Annotated in this window: 11 protein-coding genes and 1 pseudogene; 10 read left to right on the top strand and 2 right to left on the bottom strand. The window is 62.2% G+C overall.

Features of this window, described 5'->3' with window-relative positions:
* The 9 genes and pseudogenes from BTZ20_RS17575 to BTZ20_RS17535 all read left to right on the top strand — a co-directional run bounded on the left by BTZ20_RS17575 (nucleotide 1) and on the right by BTZ20_RS17535 (nucleotide 7,928).
* A complete protein-coding gene (locus BTZ20_RS17575; protein WP_083742733.1) occupies nucleotides 1-498 on the top strand; it encodes a hypothetical protein in 498 nt (165 codons plus the stop codon).
* A gap of 361 nt (nucleotides 499-859) precedes the next feature.
* Nucleotides 860-1,639: a F0F1 ATP synthase subunit A gene (gene atpB / locus BTZ20_RS17570; protein ID WP_077042245.1), complete on the top strand. Its 780-nt coding sequence runs from the start codon at nucleotides 860-862 to the stop codon at nucleotides 1,637-1,639.
* Nucleotides 1,640-1,708: 69 nt separating this feature from the next.
* Nucleotides 1,709-1,960 carry an ATP synthase F0 subunit C gene (locus tag BTZ20_RS17565; protein ID WP_077042244.1) on the top strand — a complete coding sequence of 84 codons (252 nt, stop codon included), beginning with the start codon at nucleotides 1,709-1,711 and terminating at the stop codon, nucleotides 1,958-1,960.
* A 9-nt stretch (nucleotides 1,961-1,969) separates the two neighbouring features.
* Nucleotides 1,970-2,529, top strand: a pseudogene (locus BTZ20_RS17560) (F0F1 ATP synthase subunit B).
* A gap of 5 nt (nucleotides 2,530-2,534) precedes the next feature.
* The gene (locus BTZ20_RS17555) at nucleotides 2,535-3,359 is read left to right on the top strand and encodes a F0F1 ATP synthase subunit delta (RefSeq protein WP_077043794.1); all 825 of its coding nucleotides are present in this window, start codon (nucleotides 2,535-2,537) and stop codon (nucleotides 3,357-3,359) included.
* Nucleotides 3,360-3,426: 67 nt separating this feature from the next.
* Entirely contained in the window at nucleotides 3,427-5,070 is a 1,644-nt protein-coding gene (gene atpA / locus BTZ20_RS17550; RefSeq protein WP_077042243.1) for a F0F1 ATP synthase subunit alpha, read from the top strand.
* A 49-nt stretch (nucleotides 5,071-5,119) separates the two neighbouring features.
* Nucleotides 5,120-6,091, top strand: coding sequence for a F0F1 ATP synthase subunit gamma (locus BTZ20_RS17545; protein WP_077042242.1), 972 nt, complete (start codon nucleotides 5,120-5,122; stop codon nucleotides 6,089-6,091).
* Between the two features lie 4 nt (nucleotides 6,092-6,095).
* Nucleotides 6,096-7,544 carry a F0F1 ATP synthase subunit beta gene (atpD, locus tag BTZ20_RS17540; RefSeq protein WP_027503030.1) on the top strand — a complete coding sequence of 483 codons (1,449 nt, stop codon included), beginning with the start codon at nucleotides 6,096-6,098 and terminating at the stop codon, nucleotides 7,542-7,544.
* Between the two features lie 6 nt (nucleotides 7,545-7,550).
* Nucleotides 7,551-7,928: a F0F1 ATP synthase subunit epsilon gene (locus BTZ20_RS17535; RefSeq protein ID WP_077042241.1), complete on the top strand. Its 378-nt coding sequence runs from the start codon at nucleotides 7,551-7,553 to the stop codon at nucleotides 7,926-7,928.
* Between the two features lie 603 nt (nucleotides 7,929-8,531).
* Here the strand turns inward: BTZ20_RS17535 and BTZ20_RS29910 are convergent.
* Together BTZ20_RS29910 and BTZ20_RS29905 are read right to left on the bottom strand one after the other, a co-directional pair.
* Nucleotides 8,532-8,882, bottom strand: coding sequence for a transposase (locus BTZ20_RS29910; protein WP_411269158.1), 351 nt, complete (start codon nucleotides 8,880-8,882; stop codon nucleotides 8,532-8,534).
* Complete coding sequence (locus BTZ20_RS29905; RefSeq protein WP_077042240.1) at nucleotides 8,863-9,069, bottom strand: transposase; 207 nt, start codon at nucleotides 9,067-9,069, stop codon at nucleotides 8,863-8,865. The genes BTZ20_RS29910 and BTZ20_RS29905 overlap by 20 nt, the downstream gene beginning before the upstream one ends.
* A 1,510-nt stretch (nucleotides 9,070-10,579) precedes the next feature.
* Between BTZ20_RS29905 and BTZ20_RS17515 the strand changes: the two genes are divergently transcribed.
* Nucleotides 10,580-13,372 (top strand): helix-turn-helix transcriptional regulator, encoded by a 2,793-nt coding sequence (locus tag BTZ20_RS17515; RefSeq protein WP_223263387.1) that lies wholly within the window; start codon nucleotides 10,580-10,582, stop codon nucleotides 13,370-13,372.
* The last annotated feature ends 11 nt before the right edge of the window (nucleotides 13,373-13,383 follow it).

The following is a 13,383-nucleotide window of genomic DNA, read 5'->3' as shown; positions in this document are numbered from 1 at the left end:
TTGCGGACCGTGACCTTCTCTCCGGAACCCGTGCCCGACCAGTCCGCTCCGCTGCGCGCAGCGGTTCGCTATGGCGTCATCGGCCTGATCGCGCTCGCGGTGATCGGTTCGATCATCGCCTTCGTGGCGGCAGGCCTGCCCGGACTGTGGGGCGCGTTGATCGGCGTCGCCGTCGGTGGCGGCTTCATCCTGTGCACCGCGCTGGCGGTGCTGTTCACCGAGAAGCTCCCGCCCGCCACCTCGGGTGCGGTCCTGCTGGGCAGCTGGCTGCTCAAGATGATCCTCGCGATCCTGGTCCTGGGCGTGCTCAAGGGGATGGACTTCTACAGCAAGCAGGCGCTGGTCATCGTGATGGTGCTCGCCCTGATCATCGTGCTCGGCGCCGAGACATACGGGCTGCTCAAGGTGAAGGTGCCCTATGTCACTCCCACCCAGTCGGACGGCGCTCCCGCACAGCAGGACGGCCCATCCGGTGAGACCGAATCCGACGAAAAGTAGTACGACGACCTGTCGTAATCGGTCAAGCAGGACCCCATCTACACAACGTCGTAGTTGTATTGGTAGGGTCAGGGCCAAGCGAGAGCCGAAACTACGCGAAACACACATTTCGCCGGGTCAGGCATCCTCGCAGGTGACCACGATCGCCACTTCCGCGTGTTCGGAAATGGCTGGTCGGGGACCACCGAGTCGACGACAGTCCGCCGACACCGACAGACGCGGGGCCGAGTGCATCGGCCACAGCAGCTGACGAATACGCGAGCCGACCTTGTCGACTTGTTAGATCGTCAATGTCCGATCGAACCGCAGGCGATGCCGCCTGCGGCCACGACTACGGGAGAGACCGCTGAGCGTCACCTTCATGGCCGCGGGTGAATACCATCCGCCGTCACTCGATGATTTCTACCCGCCTGCAGTGCTCTTTGAGGGCACCGCCTTCGAACTCGACCGTCTGATGCTCATCCGCCTGGGGATGTCGGCGCTGGTAGCACTGTTCTTCATCATCGCGATGCGTAGCCCGAAGATCGTTCCGCGCGGCATTCAGAACGTTGGCGAGATTGCTCTCGATTTCGTCCGGATCAACATCGCGGAAGAGATCCTCGGCAAGGAACAGGGCAAGCGTTTCCTGCCTGTCATCACGACCATCTTCTTCCTCGTGTTGGCGAGCAACGTTGCGAGCGTCATTCCCTTCCTGAACATCTCGCCGAACGCGCGAATCGGTATGCCACTCGTGCTCGCCGCACTGGCGTATATCGTGTTCAACTACGTGGGCATCAAAAAGTACGGCTTCTTCAAGTACGTCAAGTCGAGCGTGGTGGTGCCGGGTGTGCCGCTTCCAGTGCACTTCCTGCTGATCCCGATCGAGTTTTTCTCAACTTTCGTGCTCCGGCCGTTCACGCTGATGGTCCGACTCATGGCCAACATGCTCGCCGGGCATATCCTTCTGGTGCTTTTTTTCAGTGCCACGCAGTATTTCCTCTTCACATCTGAAGGGTTCCAGGCGGTCTTCGGTGTGGCCTCGCTGGCCGCCGGTATCGCCTTCACCTTCTTCGAGTTGCTGGTGATTTTCCTGCAGGCGTACGTCTTCGCTCTGCTGACCTCGGTGTACATCGACTTGGCCATCCACGCCGACTCGCACTGACCACTCATATCGTTAGACCTGACCCACTCCCGACCGGCGGTGGGCAACAGAAAGGGAACGGAACACCAAATGAGCGTTGCTCTTCAGGCAGTTGAGGTCCTCGCGCAGGAAGAGACCAAGTTCAGGGGTCTCGGTGCAGTCGGCTATGGTCTCGCCGCGATCGGCCCGGGCATCGGCATCGGCATCGTCGTCGGTAAGGCGATCGAGGGCACGGTCCGTCAGCCCGAAATGGCTGGTCAGGTGCGTACCACGATGTTCCTCGGTATCGCACTGGTCGAGGCTCTGGCGCTGCTCGGCATTGTCGCCGGCTTCATCTTTTAAGAACACACCATGTCAACCACCATCGCATTGCTCGCGGCCGAGGGGAGGAACATAACCCCCTCCTGCCCGCGACGTATGACATCACTTGGTCGATCGTTGCCCTGGTGGTCGTTGGGTTCGTCTTCTGGAAGATCGTCCTTCCGATGTTCCAGAAGGTTCTCGCCGAGCGCACTGAGCAGATCGAGGGCGGCATCCAGCGAGCCGAGGAGGCTCAGGCCGAGGCCAAGGAGACGCTGGAGCAGTATCGCGCCCAGCTCGCCGAGGCACGGACCGAGGCCGCGGCCATCCGTGAGGATGCCCGCACCCAGGGCCAGCAGATCATCGCCGAGATGAAGGTCCAGGCACAGCTGGAGAGCGACCGCATCGTGGCCGCAGGCAGCAGCCAGCTCGCCGCTCAGCGTCAGCAGATCGTCACCGAACTGCGCAGCGACCTGGGCAAGACCGCGGTCGATCTGGCCGAGAAGGTCATCGGCGAGTCTCTGGCCGACGAGGTCAAGCGATCGGGTTCGATCGATCGTTTCCTCAGCGAACTGGACGCCGTCAGCGCTGACTCCGCAGCCGGAAAGTGAGCACCATGTACGCAGCAAGCCGGGAGGCGCTGACTCATACGAGGAGCGCCCTGGAATCAGCGTTGGCCGGAGTTTCGGTCGGCGCGGCGACTGCAGCTGCGGCACAGACCGGTGCCGAGCTGTTCACGGTGGTCGAGGTTCTCGACGGTCAGCGCACGCTTAGTGCCGCGCTGTCCGACCCCTCGGCCCCCGCGGCGGTTCGGCAGGCCTTGGCCGAGCAGGTGTTCTCGGCCAAGGTTTCGGCCGAGGCCCTCGCGACGCTGAAGGCGGCCGTGTCCCAGGACTGGTCGAGCTCGGCTGACCTGCGGAACTCGCTGGTGCTGCTCGGTCGGGAGTCGCTGCTCAAGGCGGCCGACGATCAGGGTCAGCTCGACACCGTCGAGGACGAGCTCTTCCGCCTCGGCCGCATCGTGGCGGGCGACTCGAACCTCGAGCAGGCGCTGTCCGATCGCGCGACGCCCACCGCGGCCAAGCGCGAACTGCTGACCAAGCTGCTCTACGGCAAGGTCACCGCGATCACCGAGGCCCTGGCCACCCAGGCTGCAGGCCGGTTGCGGACCGCACCCGCGGATGCCTTCAACGAGCTGTCGGAACTGGCGGCGGCGCGACGCGACAAGGCGGTCGCACATGTGCGAAGCGCCTCGGCGTTGTCCGCCGATCAGGAGGAGCGGCTCGCCGCGATCCTGACCCGCACCTACGGCAAGCCGGTCACCGTGCACGTGGAGGTCGACCCCGAGCTCCTGAGCGGCCTTGTCGTTCGCGTGGGCGACGAGGTCATCGACGGCAGTGCGGCGGGACGTCTCGCGTCACTGCGCAAGACCCTCAAGTAGTCCCGGCGGCCGCGGCCGACCTCAAACTCCAGATATTCGAAGACCAGATACCGAGAGCAGGAAAAACATGGCGGAGCTGACGATCTCCTCCGACGAGATCCGTAGCGCGATTGAGAACTACACCGCGAGCTACTCCCCGGAGGCCTCCCGCGAGGAGGTCGGAGCGGTGTCCGACACCAGTGACGGCATTGCGCACGTCACCGGCCTGCCTTCGGCGATGGCCAACGAGCTGCTGGAGTTCCCCGGCGGCGTGCTCGGCGTGGCGCTGAACCTGGATGCCACCGAGATCGGTGCCGTCATCCTGGGTGACTACGAGCACATCGAAGAGGGCCAGCAGGTCAAGCGGACCGGCGACGTGCTGTCCGTTCCGGTCGGCGACGCCTTCCTCGGCCGCGTGGTGAACCCGCTGGGCCAGCCCATCGACGGCCTCGGCGAGATCGAGAGCACCGAGAACCGTGCCCTCGAGCTGCAGGCCGCGTCCGTGCTGGAGCGTCAGCCCGTCGAGGAGCCGCTGCAGACCGGCATCAAGGCCATCGACGCGATGACCCCGATCGGCCGCGGACAGCGCCAGCTGGTGATCGGCGACCGCAAGACCGGCAAGACCGCGGTCTGCGTCGACGCCATCCTGAACCAGAAGGCCAACTGGGCGACCGGCGACCCGAAGCAGCAGGTTCGCTGCATCTACGTCGCGATCGGCCAGAAGGGCTCCACCATCGCGGGCGTCAAGCAGGCCCTCGAGGAGCAGGGCGCGATGGAGTACACCACCATCGTCGCGGCCCCGGCCTCCGATTCGGCCGGCTTCAAGTGGCTCGCCCCGTACACCGGTTCGGCCATCGGCCAGCACTGGATGTACCAGGGCAAGCACGTCCTCATCGTGTTCGACGACCTGACCAAGCAGGCCGAGGCGTACCGCGCCATCTCGCTGCTGCTGCGTCGTCCGCCGGGCCGCGAGGCGTACCCCGGTGACGTGTTCTACCTGCACTCCCGTCTGCTGGAGCGTTCGGCCAAGCTCTCCGACGAGCTCGGCGGCGGTTCGCTGACCGCACTGCCGATCATCGAGACCAAGGCCAACGACGTCTCGGCCTACATCCCGACCAACGTCATCTCCATCACCGACGGTCAGGTCTTCCTCGAGTCCGACCTGTTCAACAAGGGCATCCGCCCGGCGATCAACGTCGGTATCTCGGTTTCCCGAGTCGGTGGCGCCGCGCAGACCAAGGGCATGAAGAAGGTCTCCGGTTCGCTCCGTCTCGAGCTGGCCCAGTTCCGTGAGCTGGAGGCCTTCTCGGCCTTCGCCTCCGACCTCGACGATGCCTCCAAGGCACAGCTCGAGCGTGGACAGCGTCTCGTCGAGCTGCTCAAGCAGGACCAGTACTCCCCGATCGCCGTCGAGGACCAGATCATCTCGATCTACCTCGCTGGCGAAGGCATCTTCGACTCGGTGCCGGTCGGCGACGTCCGCCGCTTCGAGTCCGAGCTGCTCGAGGACCTGCACCGCAACGCGGGCTCGGTCTACGAGTCCATCAAGGGTGGCAAGGCCCTCGACGAGAACTCGATCGCCGACCTCAAGGCCGCGACCGACAAGTTCAAGGAAGGCTTCATCGCCTCCGACGGCAGCCGCGTGGTCAACGAGGCCGAGGCCTCGGCACTCGGCGCGAACGAGGTCAGCCAGGAGCAGGTTTCCGTCACTCGCAAGCACGTCAGCAAGTGAGCGTGACTGCCGTGTCGGAATCTCGTGGGAAGGGAGTGTGACTGAGTAGATGGCAAGCCTGCGCGAACTGCGCTCACGTATCAAGTCAGTCAACTCGACCAAGAAGATCACCAAGGCGCAGGAGCTGATCGCGACCTCCCGCATCACCAAGGCTCAGGCCAGGGTTGCGGCGTCGAAGCCCTACGCCGAGGAGATCACCAAGGTGCTCTCCGCGCTGGCGAGCGCCTCCGGGTCGCTCGACCACCCGCTGCTGAACGAGCGGCCGGAGCCCAAGCGGGCTGCCGTGCTGGTCGTCACCAGCGACCGCGGTATGTGCGGCGGTTACAACTCCAACGTCCTCAAGGAGGCGGAGGAGCTGATCCAGCTGCTGCGCTCCGAGGGCAAGGAGCCGGTGCTGTACGCGATGGGCGCGAAGGGCCTGACGTACTACACCTTCCGTGATCGCGACCTGAAGGGCGCCTGGACCGGGTTCTCTCAGCAGCCGGGTTACGCGGATGCCGCGAAGGCGAGCCGGCACCTGGTCGAGCTGTTCATGGCCGGGTCGGGCGCCGAGGTTGCCGCGTACAACGGCGAGGGCACGGTCGAGGGCGTTGACGAACTGCACATCGTCTACACCCGCTTCGTGTCGATGCTGACCCAGACGCCGGAGGTCCGGCGGATGGCTCCGCTCGAGGTCGAGTACAAGGACGAGAACTTCGAGCTCGGGGAGGACATGCTCTCCGATTCGAACGGTGCCAATCCGACGGCGCAGTACGACTTCGAGCCGGAGGCCGGGACGCTGCTCTCGGCGCTGCTGCCGAAGTACATCAGCACCCGGATCTACTCCTCGCTGCTCGATGCGGCGGCCTCGGAGTCGGCTTCACGTCGTACCGCCATGAAGGCGGCAACGGACAACGCAAACGAGCTGGTGAACACCCTGAGCCGCCAGGCCAACCAGGTGCGCCAGGCACAGATCACCCAGGAAATCAGCGAGATCGTCGGTGGCGCGAATGCGCTCGCCTCGAGCGCAGGAAGTGACTAGACACATGACCGCAGCAGTAACCCAAACCAACGCGAACGGCTCGGGCACCACGTCCGGCCGGGTCGTGCGGGTCATCGGTCCCGTTGTGGACGTTGAGTTCCCGCGTGGCGCCGTTCCCTCTCTGTTCAACGCGCTGAACGCAGAGGTCACTCTGCCGACGGTCGCGAAGACGCTGACCCTCGAGGTGGCGCAGCACCTGGGCGACAACCTGGTGCGCACCATTTCGATGCAGCCGACCGACGGCCTGGTCCGCGGCGCGGCGGTCGTCGACTCGGGAAAGCCGATCTCGGTTCCCGTCGGTGACGTCGTCAAGGGCCACGTGTTCAACGCCCTCGGTGACTGCCTGGACACCCCGGGCCTCGGTCGCGACGGCGAGCAGTGGGGCATCCACCGCAAGCCCCCCGCCTTCGATCAGCTCGAGGGCAAGACCGAGATCCTCGAGACCGGCATCAAGGTCATCGACCTGCTCACCCCGTACGTCAAGGGCGGCAAGATCGGTCTGTTCGGTGGTGCCGGTGTCGGCAAGACCGTTCTGATCCAGGAGATGATCACCCGTATCGCCCGCGAGTTCTCCGGCACCTCGGTGTTCGCAGGCGTCGGTGAGCGCACTCGTGAGGGCACGGACCTCCACCTCGAGATGGCCGAGATGGGCGTTCTCCAGGACACCGCCCTTGTGTTCGGTCAGATGGACGAGCCGCCGGGAACGCGTATGCGCGTCGCCCTGTCGGCGCTGACCATGGCGGAGTACTTCCGCGATGTGCAGAACCAGGACGTGCTGCTCTTCATCGACAACATCTTCCGTTTCACGCAGGCCGGCTCCGAGGTCTCGACCCTGCTGGGTCGTATGCCCTCCGCCGTTGGTTACCAGCCGACGCTGGCGGACGAGATGGGTGAGCTCCAGGAGCGCATCACCTCGACCCGTGGCCGTTCGATCACCTCGCTGCAGGCGATCTACGTCCCCGCCGACGACTACACCGACCCGGCGCCCGCGACCACCTTCGCTCACCTCGATGCGACCACCGAGCTCTCGCGTCCGATTTCGCAGATGGGTATCTACCCCGCTGTGGACCCGCTGACGTCGACCTCGCGCATCCTCGAGCCCGGCATCGTCGGTGCGGAGCACTTCCGCGTCGCGAACGAGGTCAAGCGGATCCTGCAGAAGTACAAGGAACTGCAGGACATCATCGCCATCCTCGGTATGGACGAGCTGCAGGAAGAGGACAAGATCCTCGTCGGCCGCGCGCGCCGTATCCAGAAGTTCCTCGGCCAGAACTTCATCGTGGCCGAGAAGTTCACGGGTGAGGCCGGCTCCGTTGTGCCGCTGCGCGACACCATCGAGGCCTTCGACCGCGTCTGCAAGGGCGAGTTCGATCACCTGCCCGAGCAGGCGTTCAACAGCTGCGGTGGACTCGACGACGTCGAGGCCGCTGCCAAGAAGATCGCCGGGAAGTAGTCGACAATGGCTGAGATGACTGTTGAGCTGGTTGCCGTCGAGCAGCGGCTGTGGTCGGGTTCGGCGACGCTCGTCAGCGCTCAGACCACCGAGGGCGAGATCGGCATCATGTACGGACATGAGCCGGTCCTCGGCCAGCTGATCGAGGCAGGCGTGGTCGCCATCACCACCGCCGACGGCGAGCGCGTCGTCGCCGCGGTACACGGTGGCTTCCTCTCGGTGACGGGCACCACCGTCACGATCCTGGCGGAGTCCGCGGACTTCGCGGGCGACGTCGATGTCGAGGCCGCCAAGGCGGTCCTGGCGGAGACGACCGAGGATCTCAAGGCGATCGCGATCGCGAAGGGTCAGTTGCGCGCGGTCGGTGCGATTGCAAACGCCTGATCGACGATCGACTGTGTTCGAGTGAACTGCTGCCGATGAGAAGCTCAGTGGAGTTTCTCATCGGCAGCCGTCGTGCCTGGGTACAGAATTTTCGTTGCTCGGCGTCAGTTCGCGAGCGCGGATCTGGCAGTCACCACGAGAACGCATATCCTCCTTCGATTGATCAATGACGTTGGCGTTGGGTCACTTCAATCAGCCTCGGCCAGGTGCCTTCTGTGTGACGCGGTTTGCTCGCCCGGGTTCATGGCGATTTCGCCAGTGATCGGGCGTAGGCTTGTCGCGGGCAGCATGTCCAGGCTGTCCGACGAACGGTGGATACGTTATGGAAATCGGTTTTCCGTTCGGTGTGATGCGTCCGCGGAAATGATAGCGAAGGCGCTCATTGCGGGCCTCTACCCCATCGCCCCGCTGCGGGCCCGCACCGCCCGCAGGTAGCGGGCATTGACCGACTCGGTTTTCTGTGGTCGGGCGGATCACCCGATAGATTCCGCGTGCAAGTTGAAAACGAACGATTCGCTCGTCACATTCTCCGAGCTGTTTGATACGCCGGGTATCGGTTACCTCATTTGCTGGCGACTCCGGGAATCGTTCCTTGGCTGCGGACTATGACGGAGCTGTGGGGAAGGGCTCCACATCGCGATTCATCTCGTCCCCAGACTTGCGCGAGGCATACCGGAATGTGCGGTGGATCAGTTGGATGACGCTGGTCTGCACGACCGTGGGATCCCATGCGGTGGTGACCGTATCAGACAGCCCCTCGAGGGCGTCGCGCAAGATGACGCATGTATCCGCGACGCCGGGTTCTTGATCTTCGTAGCATGAGCTACATTTTTGATCTTCGCCACCGTCGCTGGTCTCCTGGCCGAGGATATCGTGTTCACCTGACGGCCTGACGCAGATCGCGACATCGATGATCTGGTTGGTGACCTGCCCATCAGGAACTTTGAAGCGGATCGCATCGATCTACACCACCCGGGTAGATCTGGTCGAGTGGTGGGTTGGCCCACTCCATCATTGCGGAAACGACCTTGTCAATGGTCGGACTGATGGAGTCCTTTGAAACGCTCACGTCGTGGACCTCGGCGAAGTGGATGGCAATCTTGCCGGTTGTTAGTCCTTTCGCGCTCAAAGACGGGACCATCTCGTCCCCCGGTTAGTCCGTGCTGGCGCTTCTTGACAATCTGCGGTTGGACGAGGCATCGCGGTGTCTCTTCGCGTCTCAATCTCGACGGCCCAATTCCGTCAGTAGGTCTTCTGTCGGGTTCCGTTGTGCGAGTTCCCGCTACCGCGGCTAGCCGGGTCGGTTATGTCGTAACCAAAGTGCTCGGTTGTCTCCGCGTCTACCGCCGTCTCCAGCACGTCCTTCATCAAACGGTTCAGTAGGCAGGTCGGGCTCACCAGATTTGGCCCAGTCATGAGCCTTCTCAGCAGTTGCTGTGGATGCACCTCGGTAGCGATTGGTTCCAGCTATTCGGTCACTGTCGATCCTCCCAGGCTGGCCAACGACCGGCGTTTCAGAGCAAGTCCGGACCCACCCCCATCTAGACGTTCCCACGGTAGCCGCCGTCCCGAGTGGTGAGTTCTTACTTTGGTTAGGCCAGAGAAGGCACAACCGCTAGTTCGTAGGGACGATGGCGAGCGATGACGTCCTGGGAAGACTGGAGCTATGTGGGGGATGGCGTCAACAACGGGCTTCCGAGGTGTACGGATAATGCTGGTATGTCAGTGTGTTCGCTACGAGGCCAGGGGCTCCTGTCTCTTCAGTCGTGGGTGCCCGCCCTCGAACGCTAGCGGGGTCGGTGTCACATGGCGCCGCGGACGTTCATGGGATCGTGGTTGCCACGGACTACTTGAGGCGTCAATTGTGAGTAGTACTGCGCAGTAACATGATTCGTCCGAAACGCCCTGCGTGAACCATGGGTAATTGATAGTCTGGAGCTGTCCCGGCTCCATCTCGCGCTCAAGGGTCGAGGTTGCGGCACTGCTCGTCGGGATTGTCGGTTTCGGCTTGCTAGCCTTGGCAGGTTTGGATACTCTCAGCCATGAGCTCGCGAGTTCACTTGTCTGACAAAGCGATTTGGGGGTTCGTGACGTTTGGGTGGGGTGGGACTGAGCTAGAGCGTAGGTGTACTCGAGGTGTTGTTCGATGAAGATGCTGCCGAGGTTCCAAAGTCGTGGACTCGCGGCCGATGGTTTTCTCGGCGGCCCTGTGTCGGGGATCTGTGATCCGCTGGACGGATACTGTGTTTGCTTAATTTTTTTGGGGGGGGGGGAACGCATTGATTTGTCATATTTCTTATTTCGATGCTCGCGTGGCATGAAGTCGTTTCGCCCAATTTTGAAAGTCTTGAACTGTGCTGTGAAGAACGCAGGTCGAGACCCCTTTTGGGTCGGACTTAGGTGCATTTGTTTTCGGGCCGTAGGGTCTCTTTAGATCCGGGTTCCCTGGTCTGAAACTTCAGGCGTAACCCCTCGTATGAGTCATGGTGATTCGGCGTTCAGTCTGTTGCTAATGGGATTGAGTTGAATCTCAGCGGCGGAAGTCCTCTGAGGACCTACGAGTGCATTTACGCGGAGGCTGGGGAATCTAATTTAGGGGTCCACGCCCGGTCGGCCGCTAAGTGTATTCGTTAAGTGGGGAGGTTTGACCGTTGCAATTAGATGAGCGCGCAGGGGAAATGAAAGCGCTGGAAGATGTGTTCGGGGAGATATCCGGTTCCGAGGGGCGCGTCGTCATAGTAACCGGAGCTTCCGGAGCGGGGAAGACTTCGGTGGTCCAGGCCTTTGGAGCGCGGCTGCCCGCTGATGTTTGTTTTTGGTCCGCTGTTGGAGCTCGCGCCGAGCGTGACTTGCCTCTGGGGATACTAGCACAGCTACTTCAACAACAGGCTGTAGATTGTGAGGTGGAATCTCTCTATTACTCCGCACTCGCCATTCTGAGGGATGCGGAAATGGGGACGGGTGAGGTATTGGCGGGCCCGATGCATAGGCTCGGAGTCGCGATCGCGGACATTGCTCGTAAGGTGAAGCTCGTCATCGCAATTGATGATGTGCATTACGCTGACGAGGCTTCACTCCAGGTCTTGTCCTACGTGCTTCGGCGGTTGGGATCGATTCCGGTGTTGATTGTGGTCACAAGGCCCTTCGGCCCATCGATTTCACCGTCGGCATCTTACGCCGAGTTCTCGAGGTGCCCGGGAATACGTCATCTACGGCTGGGTCTGCTGGGGATTAGCGACATCTATCACATGCTCGTCGGTATCGTGGGCGAGCAATCGGCGGGGCCGCTCTCGGCTGACTGTCTCGAGCTGACGGGAGGCAATCCGCGTTTGGTCCGAGCGTTCGCGGAGCAATGTCGCTGGTGGGCCGAGTCTGGTGACTTGTCGCTTGACGATTGGAACATTCGCCGCATATGTGGGCTTGATTTGGGGCAGGCGGCGCTGGCGTGCTTGCACAGCATGGACGAGACTGCGGTCCAGCTCGGGACTAGTCTGGCAATACTGGGCGATGAAGCCACCATCGGCAGGCTTGTACGGTTGACGGGCATCGGGGTCTGCGTTGTGAATGATGTCGTCAGCAGTCTCTCGGCGGCAGGGCTAGTCGCTTCTGGCAGATTCCGGAATCCGCTGCTGGGTGAGGCGATAGTTGAATGCTTGCCCGTCGCGGAGAAGATCCAACTGCATCGCAACGTTGCTCGTCTATGTTTCGACGAAGGCAGAGAGCCTTTGGAGGTTGCCCGCTATCTGGTGGCCGCAGGTTCGGCGACCGAGCCTTGGGCGGGTCAGGTGCTGCGTGACGCGGCTATCGAAGCGGTTCGAATTGAGGACAGGCAGCTGGCGATGGAGTGCCTGCAGTTGGCTGAAACTCGATGCGCGAACGAGAGCGATAGGGCTGCAGTGGATTTCGTGCGTGTTACCGTGGATAGCTCGTTTGACCCTGCGCTGGCCGCGCGCGGACTCGATCGGCTAGTTGGTTCGAACGCGGCAGGGCACCTCGATCGAGTCGACGCCTTGCTGTTGATCCGACATCTTGTCTGGCATGGACGCCTGGACGAGGCGAGGTCATGTCTGGAGACGCTGGGCAACCGTCTTGACCCTAGGAATCAGCAAGATACCGGGGAACTCCATTTCGTACGTTCTTGGCTCAGCTACATCTGTCCGCCATTGGCTGCGACGGCACTAGAGGAATGGGTCGATCCATCTCAAAGCGTATCGGGAGACAGGTTCACTGGACGCCGGCGCCACGCGATCGGTCTTCTGCGGGAGGTGATGGCGGCTGGCGGGAACCCCGAGACAATAGCGATGCTCGAAGAGCTGCTTACGGGGCGGTTATGGGAAAATGAATCCGTCGGCGAGCCAGCGTCGGCGCTTCTTGCTCTGGTCTATGCGGGACGGCCAGACATTGCGATTCACTGGTGTGATCGACTGCTGAAGCCTGCTACTCAACCGATTCGATCGTCAAGTCTAGCCGCCTCACTTAATTATGCCAAGGCTGCCGCCGCAGAGCATCAAGGTGATTTGCTTCTTGCCGAGGACTGTGCAACCACGGCGCTCCATCAGATCTCGACTTCGGGATGGGGAATCGCCCTTGGAGCTCCGCTATCGATTATCATCTCAGCATGCACAGCAACCGGGAAGACCGATGCCGCTGCGAAGTGGCTGAATTTTCCGGTCCCCGAATCGATGTTCAATACACCGTTTGGGTTGAACTATCTCCACGCCCGCGGAGAGTATCTGTTGGCCACGGCTCGCCCAGCTGCTGCACTGGAGGATTTCACCGCATGCGGGGACTTGATCGTGAAATGGGGTATCGACAGCCCTGCCTATCTTCCGTGGCGTACCTCAGCAGCAATGGCCTGTATCGCTCTCGGTGATCATGACCGGGCTCGAGTCCTTGCTGACGAACAATGCAAGCGTCCCGGCGCCGATACGCCGCGCGCCAGGGCTGTTTCGTTGCGGGTCTCAGCTGCGGCCCGGCCCACGAGGGAACGTCCTTCGTTGCTACAGGAAGCACTGGCGGTGCTGTCCACGACGACCGAGACGGCAGAGAGTGTGCGTGTTCTCGCGGAGCTCAGTATGGCTTTCCGGGACTTGAGTGTATCAAGCCGGGCGCGTTCAACCGCTCGCAAGGCTTGGGCCTTGGCCTCGTCTGCAGGGCTGGAGGATTTGTGCACCAAGCGCCTGTCTACGGATCTCATGGCACATCTCCATGCCACTGAAGGTACGGATTCGGCGCCGTCCGAGTTGGTCGTACTGACCGACTCGGAGACAGCGGTTGCCAGACTGGCAGCGTTGGAGTACACGAACCGCGAAATCAGTCGAAAGATGAACATAACAGTCAGTACAGTTGAGCAGCACCTGACTCGTGTATACCGCAAGCTAGGGCTATCTGGCCGCAAGGAGATTGGAATTGTAATGCGAACATACGTTGCGGGTAGAGCATGATGCGCCACGAA

Origin of the sequence: Rhodococcus sp. MTM3W5.2, assembly GCF_001984015.1 — a bacterium.
Lineage (GTDB): Bacteria > Actinomycetota > Actinomycetes > Mycobacteriales > Mycobacteriaceae > Rhodococcus_G > Rhodococcus_G oryzae.
The sequence above is the reverse complement of the archived record's forward strand: the minus strand, read 5'-3'. Positions and strand labels throughout refer to the sequence as shown.